This window comes from Sphingopyxis sp. CR5 (assembly GCF_059693785.1).
The window spans coordinates 318914-338959 of record NZ_JCATIE010000005.1; the positions used below are offsets into that span (position 1 = coordinate 318914).

At 65.0% G+C, this 20046-nt stretch carries 19 protein-coding genes; 9 read left to right on the forward strand and 10 right to left on the reverse strand.

Features of this window, described 5'->3' with window-relative positions; translation table 11 throughout:
* Window positions 1-174 precede the first annotated feature (174 nt).
* Window positions 175-906, reverse strand: coding sequence for an SDR family oxidoreductase (locus AC58D2_RS10130; protein WP_497389883.1), 732 nt, complete (start codon window positions 904-906; stop codon window positions 175-177).
* A 107-nt stretch (window positions 907-1013) separates the two neighbouring features.
* Between AC58D2_RS10130 and AC58D2_RS10135 the strand changes: the two genes are divergently transcribed.
* Window positions 1014-1505: a winged helix-turn-helix transcriptional regulator gene (locus AC58D2_RS10135; protein ID WP_497389885.1), complete on the forward strand. Its 492-nt coding sequence runs from the start codon at window positions 1014-1016 to the stop codon at window positions 1503-1505.
* Window position 1506: 1 nt separating this feature from the next.
* Here the strand turns inward: AC58D2_RS10135 and clpS are convergent, their stop codons facing one another.
* The 3 genes from clpS to AC58D2_RS10150 all read right to left on the reverse strand — a co-directional run bounded on the left by clpS (window position 1507) and on the right by AC58D2_RS10150 (window position 4706).
* The gene (gene clpS / locus AC58D2_RS10140) at window positions 1507-1872 is read right to left on the reverse strand and encodes an ATP-dependent Clp protease adapter ClpS (protein ID WP_497389887.1); all 366 of its coding nucleotides are present in this window, start codon (window positions 1870-1872) and stop codon (window positions 1507-1509) included.
* 181 nt (window positions 1873-2053) lie between these two features.
* Window positions 2054-2800 carry a phasin family protein gene (locus AC58D2_RS10145; RefSeq protein WP_497389889.1) on the reverse strand — a complete coding sequence of 249 codons (747 nt, stop codon included), beginning with the start codon at window positions 2798-2800 and terminating at the stop codon, window positions 2054-2056.
* A gap of 121 nt (window positions 2801-2921) precedes the next feature.
* A complete protein-coding gene (locus AC58D2_RS10150) occupies window positions 2922-4706 on the reverse strand; it encodes a PHA/PHB synthase family protein (protein WP_497389891.1) in 1785 nt (594 codons plus the stop codon).
* Window positions 4707-4823: 117 nt separating this feature from the next.
* On the opposite strand from AC58D2_RS10150, the gene AC58D2_RS10155 reads away from it, so the two are divergent.
* Entirely contained in the window at window positions 4824-6044 is a 1221-nt protein-coding gene (locus AC58D2_RS10155; protein ID WP_497389893.1) for an LL-diaminopimelate aminotransferase, read from the forward strand.
* Window positions 6045-6095: 51 nt separating this feature from the next.
* The gene (locus AC58D2_RS10160) at window positions 6096-6506 is read left to right on the forward strand and encodes a DUF2721 domain-containing protein (protein ID WP_497389895.1); all 411 of its coding nucleotides are present in this window, start codon (window positions 6096-6098) and stop codon (window positions 6504-6506) included.
* Window positions 6507-6512: 6 nt separating this feature from the next.
* On the opposite strand, the gene AC58D2_RS10165 is transcribed toward AC58D2_RS10160, so the two are convergent.
* Window positions 6513-8099 carry an amidase gene (locus AC58D2_RS10165; protein ID WP_497389897.1) on the reverse strand — a complete coding sequence of 529 codons (1587 nt, stop codon included), beginning with the start codon at window positions 8097-8099 and terminating at the stop codon, window positions 6513-6515.
* Between the two features lie 111 nt (window positions 8100-8210).
* Here AC58D2_RS10165 and AC58D2_RS10170 point away from each other — a divergent pair, with 111 nt between their 5' ends.
* The gene (locus AC58D2_RS10170) at window positions 8211-9524 is read left to right on the forward strand and encodes a spinster family MFS transporter (protein WP_497389899.1); all 1314 of its coding nucleotides are present in this window, start codon (window positions 8211-8213) and stop codon (window positions 9522-9524) included.
* A 117-nt stretch (window positions 9525-9641) separates the two neighbouring features.
* Here the strand turns inward: AC58D2_RS10170 and AC58D2_RS10175 are convergent, their stop codons facing one another.
* On the reverse strand, window positions 9642-10232 hold the full coding sequence (locus AC58D2_RS10175; protein ID WP_497389901.1) for an NADPH-dependent FMN reductase: 591 nt from the start codon (window positions 10230-10232) through the stop codon (window positions 9642-9644).
* Between the two features lie 207 nt (window positions 10233-10439).
* Here AC58D2_RS10175 and AC58D2_RS10180 point away from each other — a divergent pair, with 207 nt between their 5' ends.
* The gene (locus AC58D2_RS10180) at window positions 10440-11330 is read left to right on the forward strand and encodes a haloalkane dehalogenase (protein WP_497389903.1); all 891 of its coding nucleotides are present in this window, start codon (window positions 10440-10442) and stop codon (window positions 11328-11330) included.
* Here AC58D2_RS10180 and AC58D2_RS10185 read toward each other — a convergent pair.
* Window positions 11327-12616: an adenylosuccinate synthase gene (locus AC58D2_RS10185; RefSeq protein ID WP_497389905.1), complete on the reverse strand. Its 1290-nt coding sequence runs from the start codon at window positions 12614-12616 to the stop codon at window positions 11327-11329. The two genes, AC58D2_RS10180 and AC58D2_RS10185, sit on opposite strands and share 4 nt — an antisense overlap.
* 299 nt (window positions 12617-12915) lie before the next feature.
* Between AC58D2_RS10185 and AC58D2_RS10190 the strand changes: the two genes are divergently transcribed.
* Window positions 12916-13740 carry an alpha/beta fold hydrolase gene (locus AC58D2_RS10190; protein ID WP_497389907.1) on the forward strand — a complete coding sequence of 275 codons (825 nt, stop codon included), beginning with the start codon at window positions 12916-12918 and terminating at the stop codon, window positions 13738-13740.
* 9 nt (window positions 13741-13749) lie between these two features.
* On the forward strand, window positions 13750-14127 hold the full coding sequence (locus AC58D2_RS10195; protein ID WP_497389909.1) for a DOPA 4,5-dioxygenase family protein: 378 nt from the start codon (window positions 13750-13752) through the stop codon (window positions 14125-14127).
* On the opposite strand, the gene AC58D2_RS10200 is transcribed toward AC58D2_RS10195, so the two are convergent.
* The 3 genes from AC58D2_RS10200 to AC58D2_RS10210 form a co-directional block, all read right to left on the reverse strand.
* On the reverse strand, window positions 14124-15239 hold the full coding sequence (locus AC58D2_RS10200) for an ATP phosphoribosyltransferase regulatory subunit (protein WP_497389911.1): 1116 nt from the start codon (window positions 15237-15239) through the stop codon (window positions 14124-14126). The two genes, AC58D2_RS10195 and AC58D2_RS10200, sit on opposite strands and share 4 nt — an antisense overlap.
* Window positions 15240-15410: 171 nt before the next feature.
* Window positions 15411-16997, reverse strand: a complete 1587-nt coding sequence (gene serA / locus AC58D2_RS10205; RefSeq protein WP_497389913.1) for a phosphoglycerate dehydrogenase — start codon at window positions 16995-16997, stop codon at window positions 15411-15413.
* A gap of 109 nt (window positions 16998-17106) precedes the next feature.
* Window positions 17107-18231, reverse strand: coding sequence for a phosphoserine transaminase (locus AC58D2_RS10210; RefSeq protein ID WP_497389915.1), 1125 nt, complete (start codon window positions 18229-18231; stop codon window positions 17107-17109).
* A 171-nt stretch (window positions 18232-18402) separates the two neighbouring features.
* Between AC58D2_RS10210 and AC58D2_RS10215 the strand changes: the two genes are divergently transcribed.
* Complete coding sequence (locus AC58D2_RS10215) at window positions 18403-19107, forward strand: extensin family protein (RefSeq protein ID WP_497389917.1); 705 nt, start codon at window positions 18403-18405, stop codon at window positions 19105-19107.
* Between the two features lie 48 nt (window positions 19108-19155).
* A complete protein-coding gene (locus tag AC58D2_RS10220; protein WP_497389919.1) occupies window positions 19156-20025 on the forward strand; it encodes an LOG family protein in 870 nt (289 codons plus the stop codon).
* The last annotated feature ends 21 nt before the right edge of the window (window positions 20026-20046 follow it).

Consider the following 20046-nt stretch of genomic DNA (forward strand, 5'->3'; position numbering starts at 1 on the left):
TTCCTTCTCCCGTCGGGAGAAGGATACGGCGCCTTGCCGCCATCGGCGGCTAGGCAGAGTTGGATGAGGGGATCGGTTCCATCGACAAAGCGCAGCCCCTCACCCAGCTGCGACTAGCCAGCAAGCTGGCAAGTCTTCGCAACCCTCTCCCAACGGGAGAGGGCGAGTGTCGTATCACCATTTTTCTCCCCAGGGGCGGAGGTCGAGTTCGTGCGTCCACGCGCTTTTCGGTTGCTTGTGGAGCATCACATAATTGGCGGCGATCGCCTGCGGGCTGAGGATCAGGTCCTGCGCTTTCGCAGCGTCGAAATCGGGGTGGCGACCCTTGATGAATTCGGTGTCGATCGCGCCGTCGATCACGACGTGGGCGACGTGGATGCCCTGCGGTCCGAGTTCGCGCGCCATCGACTGGGCGAGCATGCGCAGTGCGGCCTTGGCCCCCGAAAAGGCGGCATAGCCCGAACCGCCGCGCAGGCTCGCGGTCGCGCCGGTGAAGATGATCGTGCCGCGACCGCGCGGCGCCATGCGCTTCGCGGCTTCGCGCCCCATCAGGAAGCCGCCGAGGCACGCCATTTCCCAGACCTTCGTATAGACGCGCGTCGTAGTCTCGGCGATCGGGAAGTTCACGTTGGCGCCAATGTTGAACACTGCCGCCTCGACCGGGCCGACCTCGGCCTCGACGCGGTCGAAGAGGCGGGTCATGGCATCCTCGCTGCGCGCATCGGCGGGGAAGGCGCGCGCCCGATCGCCCGCTTCGCGGATCGACTCGGCAAGCGCTTCGAGTTGGTCGGCGCTGCGTTCGCGACGGTTGACGCAGGCGGTCAGCCCTTCGGCGGCAAAGGCGCGAGCGATCGCGCCGCCGGTGGCATCGCCGGCCCCGATAATGACGGCGGCAGGATTGGGCATTGCGACTCTCCTCTTGGAGCGCAAGAGTAGATATGATAATCATAGTTGCAAGCGATTTTCGACCTTGGCCCATTTGATCCGGACCCGAAGCGCCGCATAAGGACGACATGCCCAGACGCACCGATCTGTCGAAAACCTATTGCCCCGTGGGGCGCGCCGCCGAGCTGCTCGGCGATCGCGCTGTGCTGCTCATCCTGCGCGAGCTGTTCTTCGGGGTCGGGCGGTTCGAGGCGATCGCGGGCAACACCGGGCTCGGTCCGCAGCTCGTCTCGGCCCGGCTGAAGCGATTGTCGGCCGAAGGCGTGGTCGAGCGCCGCGAGTATCAGTCGCGTCCTCCACGCCACGAATACCGGCTGACCGCCAAGGGCAGGGATCTGTTCGGGGTGCTGTATGCCCTGCGCGGCTGGGCCGAGCGCTGGGCCTATGCACCGGGCGAGACCGGCGCGGCCTATGCCATCGTTTATGTCCACAAGGCGTGCGGCGCGAAGGTCGGTACAGCCACCGTCTGTCCGGGCTGCGGCGCCGAACTCGGCTTCGGAGATTTACGGGGGCAAAGGTCGCCGGCGCTCGAGGCCGAACGGCTGGCGAAGACCGGCTAGATTACGCTTTTTCCAGCGTGCATTGCAGCGGGTGCTGGTTTTGCCGCGCGGCGTCCATCACCTGATTGACCTTGGTTTCGGCGACCTCGTAGCTGAACACGCCGCAGACGCCGACGCCCTGCTGATGAACGTGCAGCATCACCTGGGTCGCGCGTTCGATGTCCATGTTGAAAAAGCGCTGGAGCACCATCACGACGAATTCCATGGGCGTATAGTCGTCGTTGAGCAGAAGCACCTTGTACATCGAGGGCTTTTTGGGCTTGGCGCGGGTGCGCGTTGCAATGCCCACGCCGGGGGCGCCGGGCGTATCCTCGTCCTTGTCCGCCATCAGGCGGACCGCATGGGGGATCGAAGCGGGAAGCATCATCGCCAGAATATCGCACGCCAAAGTGGAATCGCAAGAGGGGGCGGCGTCATTAACCCCTTTTTCGCAGGAACGGGAAAAGCAAAGAACCGCCCGCTTCGGGGGAAGCGGGCGGTCTTGGGGGTGTCGGCGCAGGCGGGGAGGAGGGGAGAGGCCCGCGCCAACGTTCAAAAGAGGAAGGCCCTTAGGCTGCCTTCATCTTCGAAGTGATGACCGACACGCGGTTCGAGATCGGCGCGAAGCTGTCGTTCGCCATCTTGACCACCATTTCGCTGGTCTTCGACGATTGCGCGACGGCGGCGTCGAACGCCTTCTTGCTGTTTTCGGCATAGAGCTTGAAGAATTCGGCCGGCGACTTGACGGCGGTGTAGCTCTTCATCGCAGCGGTCGTGTCTTCGAAGCTCTTGCGAGCGAAAGCGACGCCTTCCTGGCCCAGCGTTTCGAAGCCCTTGGCTGCAATCTTGCCCGATTCGACCATCGCCTCGACATTGGCCTTGTTGAATTCGACGGCTTCTTCGGCGAGCTTGCTGGTCTTGCTCATCGCTTCCTTCGCCTTTTCGTTGAATTCGGCGGTCATCGCTTCGGCGCGGGTCTTTGCTTCGTCGGCGAACTTCTTGACGGTGTCGTTCATGCTCTTGAATCCTTTGGTCGCGGCAGCGGCCGGTTTCGGCGCCGCCTTGGTGGGCTTGGGGGCAATGGTCTTTGCGGCCGCTTTCTTGGGAGCAGCCTTTTTCGTGGCCGGCTTTGCGGCCTTCTTTTGGACCGGCCTGGCTTTCGCCTTCACGGTCTTGGTCTTCGGCGCTTCGGCCTTTGCAGGGGCCGGGGCGGCAATTTCGCTCGCAGCCGGCGCCGCAGGAGTCGCCGGCTTGGCAGCCGTTTCCAGCGTCGCGGCTTCGAAAGCCTTTTCAGCACTGTCCATCTTGGTAGCCATGGAACAACTCCTTTATGTTGCACTGCACAATATAGGAGTCGATCGGAGATTTCAAGTGATTTTTGTGCGGTGCACAAAAATAGGCGGCCTCCGATCTCGTTGGCCTTGTAATGTCCCGGTATTACCGTTGTTTGACGTAGCGACCGGGGGCATCCTCAATCGCCTTCTTAGCACCTTTTCCGGGAATGCGCGCCCCCTTGGCGCCAGTTTTTTCGCTGTCCCGTTCCGAAATCCAGCCGATCCAGTGGGGCCACCAGCTGCCCTTGGTTTCCTGCGCCGACGCGATGAAATCGTCCAGGCTTTCGGCGGCATTGTCGCCGGTCCAATATTGATATTTTCCGGCGGCGGGCGGATTTACCACGCCCGCGATATGGCCCGACCCCGCCAGTAGGAACGTCTTCGGCCCCGACAGATGGTCCATCAGCCGCCAGACGCTCGGCAACGGTGCGATATGATCTTCGCGGCCGGCCTGGACATAAGCCGGGGTGCGTATCTTCTTCAGATCGATCGGTGTCCCGCACACAGACAGGCTGTGCGGGATCACGAGCCGGTTATCACGATACAGATCGACGAGATACTGCCGGTGCCACTTCGCGGGCAGATTGGTGACGTCGCCGTTCCAATAGAGCAGGTCGAAGGGAGGATAGTCGTTCCCGAGCAGGTAATTATTGACGACATAGTTCCAGATCAGGTCGCGCCCGCGGAGCGCGTTGAAGGTCGCGGCCATATAGCGGCCGTCGAGGAAACCCTGCGAGGACAGTTGCTGGAGCAAGGCAAGATAGCTGTCGTCGACGAACATCTTGAGATCGCCCGCCAGCTCGAAATCGACCTGCGCGGTAAAAAAGGTCACCGACTTGACCTTGTCGTCCTCTCCCTTTGCCGCGAGCATCGCGAGCGTCGCGGCGAGCGTGGTGCCCGCGACGCAATAGCCGATCGTGTGGACGTGCGGGACGTCCAGGAGATCGCGGATCGTATCGATCGCGTCGACCTGCGCCGCGACATAATCGTCCCATACGATATCGACCATCGACGCGTCCGCCGACTTCCACGACACCATGAATACCGACAGTCCCTGGTCGACCGCCCATTTGACGAAGCTTTTCGCCGGGTTGAGGTCGAGGATGTAGAAGCGGTTGATCCACGGCGGAAAGATGACGAGTGGAACGGTGAAAACCTCTTTCGTCGTCGGTGCGTAGTGGATGAGTTGATAAAGGTCGGTTTCGTGAATGACCTTGCCCGGGGTCGTCGCGATGTTTACGCCGAGTTCGAACGCGTCCTTGTCGACGTGGCTCAACTGCCCGCGTGCCATGTCGGCGAGCATGTGCCGAAGCCCTTTGAGCAGGCTTTCGCCGCGCGTTTCGATAGCGCGCTTCATCACTTCGGGATTGGTGATCGCAAGATTGGTCGGTGATAGCGCCTCCGCCATCGTCTTTGCGGCAAATTCCATCCGGGTCCGCGCGTCGGGGTCGAGACCGGGAAGCTGGCGCGTCGTCTGGAGAAGCTGGTCCGACAACAGGCCGTAGGTCTGCCGGATCAGCGCGAAGGCGGGGTTCTGGGTCCAGTCGGGGTCGGCGAACCGGCGATCCTTCGGCGTTTCCGCGGAACCGTCGGGCGTGAAGCCCGGTGTCAGCGTGGCGAGCGACGACCAGAAGGCGACGCCCTGTTCCCACATCTTCGCCGACTGTTCGGCCCACAGCTGCGCGCCGTCGCTGCCCAGCCATTTGGTCGGATCGAACAGCGGCGTTGCACCCTGTTCCTCGTCGGCCTGTCCGAGCGCGAATTCGAGCATCATCGCCTGCGCGCGCGCCATCACGCTCGTCCAGTGCTGCAGATCCTCGGGTGCCGGCAAAAAGGGGTTCGGTGCGTCGCCGAGCTCGTCCATTCCGCCTTTGCCATCCTCGCGCATATGTTGTTCCCGCTGGTAAGCCTCTCTTCGAATGCGTATAACAAGCCATGTCGTGGCTGGCGAGGCGCCGTTCGCGACATTTTATTACGTAACGAAAAGGAGTTGTTCTAGTTTCCCATGTCCGACGATGAATTCTACCGCATCAAGCGCCTGCCGCCCTATGTCATCGCCGAAGTGAATGCGATGCGAGCGGCCGCGCGTGCCGCGGGCGAGGACATCATCGACCTGGGAATGGGCAACCCCGACCTGCCGCCGCCCGAGCATGTGATCGAGAAATTGTGCGAAGTGGCACGCAAGCCCGACGCGCACGGCTATTCGCAGTCGAAGGGCATTCCGGGTCTGCGCCGGGCGCAGGCGAATTATTACGCGCGCCGGTTCAACGTCGAACTCGATCCCGAGAGCGAGGTCGTGGTGACCATGGGGTCGAAGGAGGGGCTGGCGAGCCTTGCCACCGCGATCACCGGTCCGGGCGATGTCGTGCTCGCGCCGAACCCGAGCTATCCGATCCATACCTTCGGTTTCATCATCGCCGGCGCGACGATCCGCAGCGTACCCACGACGCCCGACGAGAATTACTGGCGCGCGCTCGACCGCGCGATGGCCTTTACCGTGCCGCGCCCGTCGATCCTCGTCGTCAACTATCCGTCGAACCCGACCGCCGAAGCGGTCGACCTTGCCTTTTACGAACGGCTTGTGGCGTGGGCGAAGGAAAACAAGGTCTGGGTCCTGTCCGACCTCGCCTATTCGGAACTCTATTACGACGGCAATCCGACGCCTTCGATCCTGCAGGTGCCCGGCGCGAAGGATGTGGCGATCGAATTCACCTCGATGTCGAAAACCTATTCGATGGCGGGGTGGCGCATGGGCTTTGCCGTGGGCAACAAGAGGCTGATCGCGGCGATGACGCGCGTCAAATCCTATCTCGACTATGGTGCCTTCACGCCGATCCAGGCGGCCGCCTGCGCCGCGCTCAACGGGCCGCAGGACATCGTTGCGAAGAACCGCGAGCTATACCAGAAGCGCCGCGACGTGATGGTCGAAAGCTTCGCGCGTGCCGGCTGGGATATTCCGAGCCCGCCCGCGTCGATGTTCGCCTGGGCGCCGCTGCCGCCCGCGCTCAAGGATATGGGCAGCCTGGAGTTTTCCAAGCAGCTGCTGACCCATGCCAAGGTCGCGGTCGCGCCGGGCGTCGGTTATGGCGAGGACGGCGAAGGCTATGTCCGCATCGCGATGGTGGAGAATGAGCAGCGCATCCGCCAGGCGGCGCGCAACATTCGCAAGTTTCTGTCGATGCACGGCGTCAATACGCCGTCGGTTGCCGCAGGCGGAGGGAGCTAGGCGCTGACTTCCATCCTCGACGGGGCGCCGACGATCGCCCAGACGATCCAGTTGTCCGTCGCGCCGGTGTTCCTGCTGGTCGCGATGGGCAATCTGCTGAACGTCTTCACCGGCCGGCTGGCGCGCGTGATCGATCGCTCGCGCAAGCTGTCCGAACGGCATGGCGCGACGAGCGGCGTCGAACATGCGCGGCTCGTCGACGAGCTACGCCTGCTGGTGCGGCGGATGCGTGTCATCAACAACGCGATCCTGTGCGCGGTGTGCGGCGGGCTTGTCGTGTGCGTGCTCGTCTCGCTGCTCTTCATGCAATATGCGGCGGGATTGCATATCGGGCTCGCGATTTCGGGCGTGTTCGTCCTGGCTATGCTCTTCCTGCTGCTATCGCTCGGCCTGTTCCTCTACGAAGTCCGCCTGGCGACGCACGCGATCCAGGTGCCGACCGAGTTCCTGGAGCATGAATAGGCGCGCTCAGGGGGTCACGCTCTCGCGATAGGTCGGAACGGCGCGCTTGCGGCTCGCCTGTTCATAGGCATAGCCCGCGGCGAGGATGTCGGCGTCTGCCCATTTCGTGCCGATGAAGCTGATCCCGACCGGCAATCCTTCGACGGTGCCCATCGGCACGGTCAGGTGCGGGTAGCCCGCCACGGCGGGAAGGCTGCCGACGCCCGGGCCGCTGTAATGGTCACCGTTGACGAGGTCGCTGGTCCATGCCGGTCCGTTGGTCACGCCGACGAGCAAGTCGACGTCATGCTCCTTCAGCAGCCTGTCGATCCCGTCGACCCCGGCGAGGCGGAGCGACCGGGCGCGCGCATTGCGATAGGCCTGGCTGTCGAGCCCATCCTTCGTTTCCGCCAGCTGGAAAAGCGACTGATCGAACCAGCGCAATTCATCGGGATGCGCCGTGTTGAACGCGATCAGGTCCGCGAGCGTCTTCGGTCCGTCCCTGGTCGGCAGATCGGCGAGGTAGGATGCCATATCGGCCTTGAGTTCGAACATAAGCACGTCGAACTCGGCCTCGCCGGGATCTTCATACCCCGTCTTGCTGTCCTCGATCTCGACGATCGTCGCGCCGATGTCCGCCATCTGCTTCAGCGCCGCGTCGAACAGCGCCGCGATATCGGCACGATCCCCGATACGGTCGCGCAGCACGCCGACGCGCTTTCCCTTCAACGCGCCGGGAGAGAGCTGTGCCGAGAAATCGACCTTGTGCGCATCGGCGTCTGCGGTAGCCGGATCGGCGGGGTCGGTGCCGGCCATGACGGTCAGCATCGCCGCGGCATCGCGGACCGAAAGCGTCATCGGTCCGGCGGTATCCTGACTATGGCTGATCGGCACGACGAAGGTGCGGCTGACCAGACCGACCGTGGGCTTGAAGCCGACGATGCCGTTCACCCCCGACGGACAGGTGATCGATCCGTCGGTTTCGGTCCCCACCGTGAGCGCCGCAAGGCTCGCCGCCATCGCCGCGCCGCTGCCCGCCGAAGAGCCGCAGGTGTTGCGGTCGAGCGCGTGCGGATTTTTCGTCAGCCCGCCCACGGCGCTCCAGCCGCTTGTCGAATTGTTCGACCGGATGTTCGCCCATTCGGAAAGGTTGGTCTTGCCCAGGATCACCGCGCCGGCCTCGCGCAGCCGCGCGACCAGTGGTGCGTCGCGGTTCGTGACATTATCCTTCAAGGCCAGCGACCCCGCGGTCGTCGGCAGCGGGCCCGCCGCCTCGATATTGTCCTTGAGCAGAACGGGGATCCCGTGGAGCGGCCCGCGCAGCTTGCCGGCCTTTCGTTCGAGGTCGCGCCGATGCGCGACCGACATCGCATCCGGGAAGGTCGCAATCACCGCATCGAGTTTTGGCCCGGCATCGTCGATCCGCGCGATCCGCTGAAGAAAGGCGGCGACGATCGCTTCGCTGCTCGTTTCACCAGCGGCCATTTCCGTGGCCAGCGTCGCCGCATCCTTGCCTTCCACATCCGGAAGCGGCGGAGGCATAGCCGCCGCGCCGTTTGACAGAAGCATCAGGGCGGTGGCCGAGAATGCGGCAAGTGGAAGAAATTTTTTCATGGGCCTCAGGCTTGCCAGCCGTAGCGGCAATTGCAAGCCGCTATTTTCGAGGCGCCGCAACGGCGTTGACAGCCTCTCTCCTGCTTTGCACCTTCCGTTCGGGAGAGAAAAATGAATGAAAAACCTGCCCTTGTCGCCGGGGTCGCGCCACCCTCCGTCGCTAGCGTCAGTGCCCAGACGCGCACGATGCTGTGGATCCTGCTGATCGTCTATATCTTCAATTTCCTCGATCGGCAGATCGTCAATATTCTCGCCGAACCGATCAAGGCCGACCTGGGACTCACGGACACCGAACTGGGGCTGCTGGCCGGGCCGGCGTTCGCCGTCTTCTACGCGTTGCTCGGCATTCCGATCGCCCGCTATGCCGACAAGGCGGGGACCAACCGCGTCCGCCTGATCGCGGGCGCGCTTGCCATCTGGTCGGCGATGACCGCCGTCTGTGGGCTCGCGCAGAATTTCGTCCAGCTTTTGCTGGCGCGCATCGGCGTCGGTGTCGGCGAGGCGGGCTGTACCCCCGCCGCACACTCGCTGATCACCGACAGCGTGCCCGCAGAGAAGCGGTCGTCGGCGATCGCCTTTTATGGTCTTGGCGTACCGATCGGGTCGCTGCTCGGGCTGATCCTTGGCGGGATCGTCAACGACCTCTACGGCTGGCGCATCGCGCTGATGCTCGTCGGTGCGCCCGGGCTGCTGCTCGCGGTGGCGGTGCTCGTCTTCATGCGCGAGCCACGTCACGGCCGCGCCGCAGAGGGCCCTCTTGCGGCGGGCCCCCCGCAATTGCGCGCGCGCGACGCGTTTCGCGAAATCTTTGCTTCGCGCGCCTTCGTCTATATCCTGATCGCGGCGTCGGTCACCGCCTTCCTGGGCTATGGCAAGGCCCTGTGGACGATCAGCTTCTTCATCCGCAGTCACGGCCTCTCGACGACCGAGGCCGGGCTGTCTATGGCGATCGTGCTCGGGCTTGCAGGCGTGTTCGGGACGTGGCTGGGCGGAAAATGCGCGGACGTTTTCGGCAAGCGCGACAAGCGGCACATCCTCTCGCTCCCCGCCTTTGGCATGGCGATCGGAGCGCCGATCCTGTTCCTCGGCTATGCGATGGAGGATTGGCGGGTCGCCGTCGCGATGCTGATCCTGCCGACAATCTTGAACTCGGCCTACTATGGTCCAGCCTACGCGTGCGTGCAGGGGCTGGTGCGGCCGCAGGCGCGCGCGGTTGCCGCATCGATCATGCTGTTCGGACAGAATCTGATCGGACTGGGTTTCGGACCGTTCCTGTTCGGCGTGTTGTCGGACGCGCTCGCCCCCACCTATGGCGAGGAAAGCGTGCGCTATGTCCTTTATGGCGCGGGCTGGCTCGGGCTGATCCCCGCCTTCTTTTTCTGGCGCGCGAGCCTGCGGCTCGGCAGCGAGCTCAAGTCGGGGTAGCCGCAGCGAGCCCATTCCGGCTGCTATGTGTCCCCGCGAAGGCGGGGACCCACCTCCTGTCGGCGCCATCGTACCATGCCGAGATGGACCCCCGCCTTCGCGGGGGTGCGCGGACTTTTAATAGGGCGGCGCCTGACGGGCCCGCTGCGCCTTGGCAGCGTCGATCCACCAGTTGAGATCGTCGGCAAAGCGCGGAAAGGCCTTTTCCAGTCGGGCACCGTCCTCGCCCGCCGGCCGGCCCTCGGCGTCGAACGCGCTTCCGATCCGGCCAACCGGGAGGATCGAGGAGGTGACCGCCATTCCCATTTCGCCGAGCGTGTCGCGCCAGCCCATCATCGCCCTGACCCCCGACCAGGGGCCGGCCGAGTAACAGGCGATCGCCGCGGGCCTCCAGAACCATTCCTCGAGGAAATGGTCGGTCAGATTCTTGAGGCCGGGCTGCGGTCCCCAATTATATTCGCCGGTCACGAACAGAAATCCGTCGGCGGCGCGAATCTTGCCGGCGAGCTGCTCCATCGCGGGCGGTGCCTCCCCCTTCCGATATTCCTTGTACATCCGGTCGAGCATCGGCAGCCCGACAGCCTTGGCATCGATCAATTCGGCAGTGTCGCCGCGCGCGGCGACGGCGTCGACGATCCAGCGGGCGAGCTTGATGCCCTGCCGGTCGCGGCGATAGCTTCCATAGAAGACGAGAATCTGGCGGCTCATGTCGCCACTCGTGCCACGATGGCGGGTCGAACGGAAGCGGCTTGCGTCCGCCGGACGCGCGCCTAAGCTGGCCGCCGACCAAAAAAGGTGGGGAGGGGATGATGCGCGTCTATCGGACGCCGGATGAGCGGTTNGTCGAACGGAAGCGGCTTGCGTCCGCCGGACGCGCGCCTAAGCTGGCCGCCGACCAAAAAAGGTGGGGAGGGGATGATGCGCGTCTATCGGACGCCGGATGAGCGGTTCGCCGCGCTGCCGGACTGGCCCTATGCGCCGAACTACGCCGGTATCGCGGACGGGCTTCGCGTCCATTATATCGACGAAGGATCGCGCGACGCGCAGCCGGTGCTGATGCTGCACGGCGAGCCGACCTGGGGATATCTGTATCGCAAGATGATCGCGCCCGCCGTCGATTCAGGCTTTCGCGTCGTCGTGCCCGACCTGATCGGCTTCGGTCGGTCGGACAAGCCGCTCGATCCATCGGCCCATAGCTATGCGGCGCAGGTCGCGTGGATGCGTCAGTGGATCGAAGCGCTGGATTTGCGAAACATGATCCTGGCTTGCCAGGATTGGGGATCCTTGATCGGTCTGCGGCTCGTTGCGGACATGCCCGAACGCTTTGCCGGGGTCGCGCTGTCGAACGGCGGGCTTCCCGAGGGGCAGCCCGCACCGCGCGCCTTTGCGATCTGGCGTGCCTTTTCGCGCTACAGCCCGGTCTTCCCGATCGGACGGATCGTGAATGCCGGGGCGAAGCGGACCCTGGCGCCGCAGGAAGTCGCAGCCTATGACGCGCCGTTCCCGACGCGGGCGTCGAAGGTTGCGGCGCGCCTGTATCCGTCGTTCGTTCCGCTGGGCGATAATGTCGCAGTGCCCGACCAGAAGCGCGCGTGGGCGGCGCTCGAACGCTTCGACAAGCCGTTCCTGTGCTGCTTCACCGACGGCGACCCGATTACGCGCGGCGGCGACGCGCTGTTCGTCGAGCGCATTCCCGGCGCGCGAGACATGGCGCACCGCACACTCAAGGGCGGACATTTCGTGCAGGAAAACGACCCCCCAGGCTTCGTCGCGGCGATCTGCGACGTCGCGGCCGCCGGGCGTTAGTCGCTGAACGGGTCGCGGATCAAAATCGTATCCTCGCGTTCGGGACTCGTCGACACGAGCGCGATCGGTGTTTCGATCAGTTCCTGGACGCGCTGGATATATTTGATCGCCTGGGCGGGAAGGTCGGCATAGCTGCGCGCGCCCGCGGTCGATTCGCTCCAGCCTTCCATTTCCTCGTAGATCGGCTCGACCGCGGCCTGGTCGGCGGCGTGGCTCGGGAAATAGTCGAGGATCTTGCCGCGCAGCCGGTATCCGGTGCAGATGCGGACCTTTTCGAAACCGTCGAGCACGTCGAGCTTGGTCAGCGCGATGCCGGTGACGCCCGACACGGCGCAGCTCTGGCGCACCAGCACCGCATCGAACCAGCCGCAGCGGCGCTTGCGTCCGGTGACGGTGCCGAATTCATGCCCGCGCTCGCCGAGCCGCTGGCCGGTCTCGTCCTCGAGCTCCGTGGGGAAGGGGCCGCTGCCGACGCGCGTCGTATAGGCCTTGGCAATACCAAGCACGAAACCCACCGCCGAGGGGCCGAGACCCGAGCCCGAGGCAGCAGTGCCGCTGACCGTGTTCGAACTGGTGACGAAGGGATAGGTACCGTGGTCGATGTCGAGCAGCACGCCCTGCGCGCCTTCGAACAGGATGCGCGCGCCGGCCTTGCGAACCTTCTTCAGCCGCTTCCACACCGGCTGCGCATATTCGAGCACATAGTCGGCGATCTCGCGCAGGTCGGCGATCAGCGCCGCGCGGTCGATCGGCGGCTCGCCAAAGCCGGCGCGCAGCGCATCGTGGTGCGCGGTCAGGCGGTCGAGCTGCGGTTCGAGATGGTCGAGATGCGCCAGGTCGCAGACGCGGATCGCGCGCCGGCCGACCTTGTCTTCATAGGCGGGGCCGATGCCGCGCCCCGTGGTGCCGATCTTGCCTGCGCCCGCCGCGGTTTCGCGCAAGGCGTCGAGATCGCGGTGAAAGGGCAGGATCAGCGCGCAATTGTCGGCGATGGCGAAATTGTCGGGGCTGATCGTCACCCCCTGGCCGCGCAGCTTGGCGATCTCGTCGCGAAGCGCCCAGGGATCGAGCACCACCCCGTTGCCGATGATCGACAGCGTGCCGGTGACGATCCCCGAGGGGAGGAGCGACAGCTTGTAGACCTGTTCGCCGACGACGAGCGTATGGCCGGCGTTGTGACCGCCCTGAAAGCGGACGACGGCGTCGGCGCGGCTGGCGAGCCAGTCGACGATCTTGCCCTTGCCCTCGTCGCCCCATTGCGACCCGATGACGGTAACATTTGCCATGATGCTGTCCTGCAGATCCGGGCCCAAGCGATCAGCGCCGGCCCGGCGCGGCCTTAGCGGATTTGGGCGCCGACACAAGGGCGCGCGGCGCAACAATTTGCCACAAGCGCGCGTGCGTCTGCCATATCCGTGCGACATTCGACGGCCATGAGTCCGGCCGATCGATCACTGATGAGGGCAGGATGATGCGCACATTGACAGGTTGGGTTGCCGTGGCGGTCTTTGCCGTTGCGAGCGTGGCTACCCCGGGTCCCCTGGCCAACGCGCGCGAGCGGTTGCGAGACCGGCTCGCAGAGCGAATGGCAGCCGGTGCAGAGCCCAAGGCCGAGGGGGCCGAAACCGTCGCCTACGGCGCCGATCCGCTGCAGACGCTCGACATTTGGAAAGCGAAGACGGCCGGGGGCTCGGCGCCGCTGATCGTCTTCGTGCACGGCGGAGGCTGGAAGCGCGGCGACAAGGACAATGCGACCGGACGATTCAAGGCGCCGCATTATACGGGCGAGGGCTATGCCTTTGCGTCGATCAACTATCGGCTCGTTCCGGCGGCAACGGTCGAGCAGCAGGCGGCCGATGTCGCCGCTGCGGTGCGCGCGCTCGTCGATCGCGCCGCCTCGCTCGGCATCGACCGCCACCGCATCGTATTGATGGGGCATAGCGCGGGCGCACATCTGGTTGCGCTCGTCGGTACCGACGAACGCTATCTGAAGAGCGCGGGACTGACATTCGCCGACGTGGCGGGCGTGATTCCGATCGACGGTGCGGCCTACGACGTCGCGGCTCAGATGCGGGATGGGCCGCCCATCATGCAGAAAACCTATGCGCAGGCGTTCGGCGCGGACCCGGAGCGCCAGTTGAGCCTGTCGCCGACCGAACAGGCCGCAGCACCCAATGCGCCGGCCTTTCTGTTGCTCCATGTTCAGCGCCCCGATGGCGTGCGGCAGGCCAAGGCGTTCGCGGCAGCGCTTGAGGCGGGCGGGAGCCGTGTCGAGACCGGAAGCTTCGACGGTGAGGGGTTGAGGGGTCATATGGAGATCAACCGCAGCCTCGGCGACCCTGCTTATCCCGCCACCGCGACGGTCGATGCCTGGTTGAAACGGCTGTTCGACCGGAAGGCCGCGCGCTAGAGACTGAGGATGACCGATCCCCAGGCCCCCTATCACGCCCATATCTATTACGATCCGGCCGAGCGACCCGCTGCCGCTGCGCTGCGCGATGCGTTCGCCGCCGATCCCGCGATCCTGCTTACCGGCCCGATGACCGATCGCCCCGTCGGGCCGCACCCGATCGCGCAATATGAGGTGCATTTCCTCGCGCAGTCGGTCGATGCGGTCACCGCGCAGATCGAGGCCGCCGGGCTCCGCGCTCTCGTCCATCCGCTGACCGACGACGATCTCGCCGACCACACCACGCTCGCGCAGTGGATCGGTGAGCCGCTCGACCTCGACGTTACCGTTCTTGACCCGCCGGGCCAGAACAAAGGCGTGCCGCGCTTCGGAAAGGCCGATTTCTAGAGCGTTTCGGGGCCATTGGGGCCAAGGCGGTAGCCGCAGCCGAGCCCCGCGGCATCGTCGGCGTCGGTGAGCGCCGCGACGGTGCGCCACCCATCGGCGCGCAGGCTTGCGGCGATCGCGGTGTCGTGGCCCAGCGGCAGGAAAACCGCCCGTTCGCGCTCGTCCTCCCGCGCCAGTCCCTCGTCGATCAGCGGGTCGGGGTAGAGCGAAAAGCCGACCGCGGGCTCTTCCTGTCCGCCGCCGACCGGGATCGCATAGCTTCCGCCCAAGCCGACATGCGCGCCATGTCCGGGCACAAAGACCGAAAAGCCGAACCAGCTCTGATAAGCGAAGCCATGACGCTCGGTCGGGTCGAGCGTCAGCGTGACGCGATCGCGGATCGGCGCCGCAATCGCCTCGATCGCATCGAGGCGGCTCGTCAGCACGCCGGCGGTGTCGAAGGCGCGCAGGTCGGCGATCGCGCGGTCGAATGGACCGGTCGCGCGCAGCAGCGGCAGATACGCCTCGGCGCCGATGCGGATGAGCGCGCCCGCATCCTTGGCATCGAGTTCGTCGCGCAGTTCGTCGCGGTCGACCGCGACCGGAAGCGGCCCGCCCGCGAGCAGATCGACAAGGTCGGGGAGGGTGAAGTCGAGCGTCACGGGGCCGATCCCCGCCGCATCGAGCGCGTCGATCGCCACACTGACGATCTCGCGCGCCGCGGCGACGCTGTCGCTGCCGATCAACTCGGCGCCGACTTGAAGCATTTCGCGCGCCGGGCGAAGCTGGCTCGCGCGCAGCTTGACGACCTGTCCCGCGTAGCAGAGCCGCAGCGGGCGCGGCGCCTGTGCGAGGAGCGAGGTTGCGATGCGGCCCACCTGCCGCGTGATGTCGGGGCGCAGCGCGATCGTGCGCTGGGACACCGGGTCGGTGAAACGCAGCAGGTCGCGCGACGCGCGTTCGTCGTCGCCCCCCAGCGTCTCGCGAAACTCGGCGAGCGGCGGCGCGACGCGGCCGTACCCGTGCGACCGCATCGCATCGACGAGCGCTCGCGTCACGCGCGACGCCGCTTCGGCCTGCGCGGGTAGGCGGTCGCGGAGGCCTTCGGGTAGCAGGGCAGGGGCCTTGGTCATTGGGGGCTCTCCTACGCGGTGAGGGCCGTAAACGAAAGCCCCTCCCCTTTAGGGGAGGGGTTGGGGTGGGGGCATCGGCCTTGCATAGACCTCTTGGCCCACCCCGCTGCGACTAGCGAGCAAGCTCGCAAGTCTCGCTACCCCTCCCCTGAAGGGGAGGGGGTGACGGGTTCAGAACTTCAGCCCCTTTACCGTCTTCACGCCGGGAAGCTGGCAGATCTGCCACAGCAGTGGTTCGGGCAGCGGCGAATCGAGGCTGAGCAGCAGCACCGCTTCGCCGCCCGCGGCGCGGCGGCCGAGGTGGAAGGTGCCGATGTTGAGGCCGGCATCGCCGAGCGCGCCGCCGATACGGCCGATGAAGCCCGGCGCGTCCTCGTTGACGATATAGAGCATGTCGCCGGCGAGATCCGCCTCGACCTTGATCCCGAACATTTCGACCAGACGCGGATCGTTGTTGCTGAACAACGTACCCGCGACCGAGCGGTCGCCCTGGCTCGTCGCGACGGTAACGCGGATCAGCGTGTGATAGTCGCCTTCGCGGTCATGGCGGACTTCGCGCACGTCCATGCCCCGTTCGCGCGCGAGATGCGGCGCATTGACCATGTTGACGCTGTCCGAATAGCGCCGCATCAGGCCGGTCAGGACCGCGGCGGTAATCGGCTTCATATTGAGTTCGGCCGCCGCGCCTTCGACCTCGATCGAGATCGTGGTCAGATTGTCGTGGGCGAGCTGGCCGACGAGGCTGCCGAGCTTTTCGGCCAGGCTCATATAGGGACGCAGCTTCGGCGCTTCCTCTGCCGACAGGCTGGGGACGTTGAGGGCATTGGTGATCCCGCCGGTAAGCAGATAGTCCGAAATCTGCTCGGCGACCTGGATCGCCACATTGACCTGCGCTTCGTCGGTCGACGCGCCGAGGTGCGGGGTGCAGATGAAGTTGGGCGTGCCGAACAGCGGATGATCGGCCGGCGGCGGCTCGGTTGCGAACACGTCGAGCGCCGCGCCGGCGACGTGACCCGAATCCAGCGCATCCTTGAGCGCCGCCTCGTCGATCAGGCCCCCGCGCGCGCAGTTGACGATCCGCACGCCTTTCTTGGTCTTTGCAAGATTTTCCTTCGACAGCACGCCCCGTGTCTGGTCGGTCAACGGCGTGTGCAGCGTGATGAAATCGGCCTTCGCGAGCAACGTGTCGAGGTCGGCCTTTTCGACGCCCAGTTCGATCGCGCGCTCGGGGGTCAGGAAGGGATCGAAGGCGACAACCTTCATCTTCAACCCCAGCGCCCGTTCGGCAACGATGCTGCCGATATTGCCGCAGCCGATCAGGCCCAGGGTCTTTTGCGTCAGCTCGACGCCCATGAAATCATTCTTCGGCCACTTGCCCGCCTGCGTCCCGGCATTGGCTTCGGGGATCTGGCGCGCGAGCGCGAACATCATCGCGACAGCATGTTCGGCGGTCGTGATGCTGTTGCCGAAAGGCGTGTTCATCACGATGACGCCCTTTTTCGATGCTTCGGGGATGTCGACATTGTCGACCCCGATGCCCGCGCGCCCGACGACCTTCAGGTTCGTTGCAGCGGCGAGGACGTCTGCGGTGACCTTGGTGGCGGAGCGGATCGCGAGGCCGTCGTAATCGCCGATCATCGCGATCAGTTCGTCCTTGGTCTTGCCGGTGATCTCATCGACCTGAATGCCGCGCTCCTTGAAGATCTGCGCAGCCTTGGGATCCATCTTGTCGCTGATGAGGACTTTGGGAGTGGTCATGGGAATAGAACCTTCCGTGTGCTTCCGCGAAGGCGGGAGCCCAGCTCCCGATGCTTGCGGAATGAAATGGCAGGAGATGGGTCCCCGCCTTCGCGGGGACACACCGAAATCACTTGAGCGAAGCGTAAGCCCAGTCGAGCCACGGGCCGAGTGCTTCGATATCGGCGGTGTCGACGGTCGCACCGCACCAGATGCGCAGGCCCGGGGGAGCATCGCGATAGCCCGCGATGTCATAGGCCGCGCCTTCGGATTCGAGCAGGCCGGCGAATTTCTTGATGAAATCCGCATCCGCGCCGGCGACCGACAGGCAGACCGAGGTTTTCGACCGGCTCGCGGGATCGACCGCGAGGTGGCTCAGCCAGTCGCGCGCCTCGACGATCGCATCGAGTGCGGCCGCATTGGCATCGCTGCGCGCCTTGAGACCGTCGAGACCGCCGAGCGACTGCGCCCATTCGAGCGCGAAGATCGCATCCTCGACGGCGAGCATCGACGGGGTGTTGATGGTCTCGCCCTTGAACACGCCCTCGACGAGCTTGCCGCCCTTGGTCAGGCGGAAAACCTTGGGCAACGGCCACGCGGGGGTGTGGCTTTCGAGGCGTTCGACCGCACGCGGGCCCAGGATCAGCACGCCGTGGCCGCCTTCGCCGCCGAGCACTTTCTGCCAGCTGAAAGTCGCGACGTCGATCTTGTCCCACGGCAGGTCATAGGCGAACACCGCCGAGGTCGCATCGGCGAAGCTCAGCCCTTCGCGATCCGCCGGGATCCAGTCGCCGTCGGGGACGCGCACGCCGCTCGTCGTGCCGTTCCAGGTGAAGAGGACGTCGTTCGACCAATCGACCTGGCCGAGATCGGGAAGCTGGCCGTAATCGGCGCGGATCACCGTCGGATCGAGCTTGAGCTGCTTTGCGGCGTCGGTGACCCAGCCTTCGCCGAAGCTTTCCCATGCGAGCGTGGTGACGGGCCGCGCGCCCAGCATCGTCCACATCGCCATTTCGAAAGCGCCGGTATCGGACCCGGGTACGATCCCGATGCGGTGCGTGTCGGGCAGGCGCAGCACTTCGCGCATCAGGTCGATGCAATATTGCAGGCGCGCCTTGCCGATCTTCGCGCGATGCGAACGGCCGAGCACTTCGGTGGAAATTTTTTCGGGGGACCAGCCCGGCGGCTTTGCGCAGGGACCGGAAGAGAAAGTGGCGCGCGCAGGGCGCACCTGCGGCTTCGTTACGTCAGTCATGTACAACTCTCCTCACAGAGAGCACGCGCGGCGTTGGGACCGCGTGGCCCGGCGCCGCGTTTAAGGATGGGCGCGCAAGTGTCAAACAATTTGCGCTGTCCGTGCGAAATTTTCGGTGAGCCGAGCGAATAGTATACAGCTTGTTAACCATTTCGTCGGTAATTTGACGCCATGGCGATCCCGACATTCCTTCGGCCCCGGGTGCTTGTTGCGGTCACGGCCGCGCTGACGCTTTCGGCGTGTTTCGGAACCCCGGATGCCATGAAGGGCGGCGGGGCGAAACGGTCGGGCGGTGCTGCGACGGTTCAGCGCCCGCAGCCGACGGGCGCGCCATCTTTTACCACCCCCGACGCCAGGCAGTGCGCCGTCGATCTTCAGCAGGCGGGCGTGAAGTTCACCCCGCTTCCGAACCAGGATCATGGCGGTGGGTGCAGTTCGATCGATTCGGTAAAGCTGCTCGATATCGGTACCCCGGTGACCAACCTCGGCCCGATGACCTGTCCGCTCGCTCGCAATTTCGCGGCGTGGGTCGAATATGCGGTGCGCCCCGCCGCACGCCTCTATTTCAAGACCGAGGTCGTGAAGGTCGAGACCTTCGGCACATACAGTTGCCGCAATATTTATGGCGGCCGATCGGGGCGACTGTCGCAGCACGCCTTTTCCAACGCGGTCGACGTCTCGGGCTTTGTGCTCGCGGACGGCCGGCGGATCATGCTCGACGGTGGCTGGGACGGAGACAGAAGTTCGCAACAGTTCCTGCGGGCGCTTCATAAATCGGCATGCCGCCGCTTTGGAACGGTGCTCAGCCCCGATTACAATGCGGCGCATTACAACCATTTCCATCTCGACATGAGCGGCAACGGCTATTGCCGCTGAGGCGCGTCCGTCTTGGCAAAGTCATGCGAAGCGGCTAGCCGCTCGCTGATGACAACAGAAAAACAGCCCCATCGTTCGCGCTTTCACAAGGCCAAGGACGACGCCCAGTTCGCCAAGCAGGCCCTGTCGACCCCGCAGACCGCGAGCGCCGCCTATAAGCTCGCGTTCCAGGATACCGACTTCCTGCTGCGCGAAGACCTTCGCCCGGTGCGCTTCCAGCTCGAGTTGCTCAAACCCGAATTGCTGCTCGAGGAAGCGAAGATCGAATCGACCCTCGTCATCTATGGCTCGGCGCGCATACCCGAACCCGATGTGGCCGACGGACTGGAATCGGCGGCGACCGACGACGCCCAGCGCAACATCGCGCGCCGCCTGAAGGCCAAAGCCAAATATTACGACGAAGCCCGCAAACTGGCCCGCCTCGCCAGCCAGGTGCCCTGCGACGACGAAGGGTGCCGTCATTTCGTCGTCTGTTCGGGGGGCGGCCCCTCGATCATGGAGGCGGCGAACCGCGGCGCCGCGGACGAGGGGCGCGAATCGATCGGGCTCAATATCGTCCTTCCGCACGAGCAGGCGCCCAATCGCTACGTCACCCCCGACCTGAGCTTCCAGTTCCACTATTTCGCGCTCCGCAAGATGCACTTCCTGCTGCGGGCGCGCGCTGTCTGTGTCTTTCCCGGCGGTTTCGGTACGTTCGACGAGACCTTCGAACTGCTGACGCTGATCCAGACCGGCAAGATCAAGCCGATCCCGGTGTTGTTGTTCGGCAAGGATTTCTGGCACCGCGTCGTGAATTTCGACGCGCTGGTGGAAGAAGGCGTGATAAGCGCCCGCGATCTGGACCTTTTCACTTTCGTCGAGACCGCGGAAGAGGCGTGGAGCATTGTCCAGCATTTCTACGAGAATGCCGAGGATTGATGGCTCGCAAAGCTCCCGCCT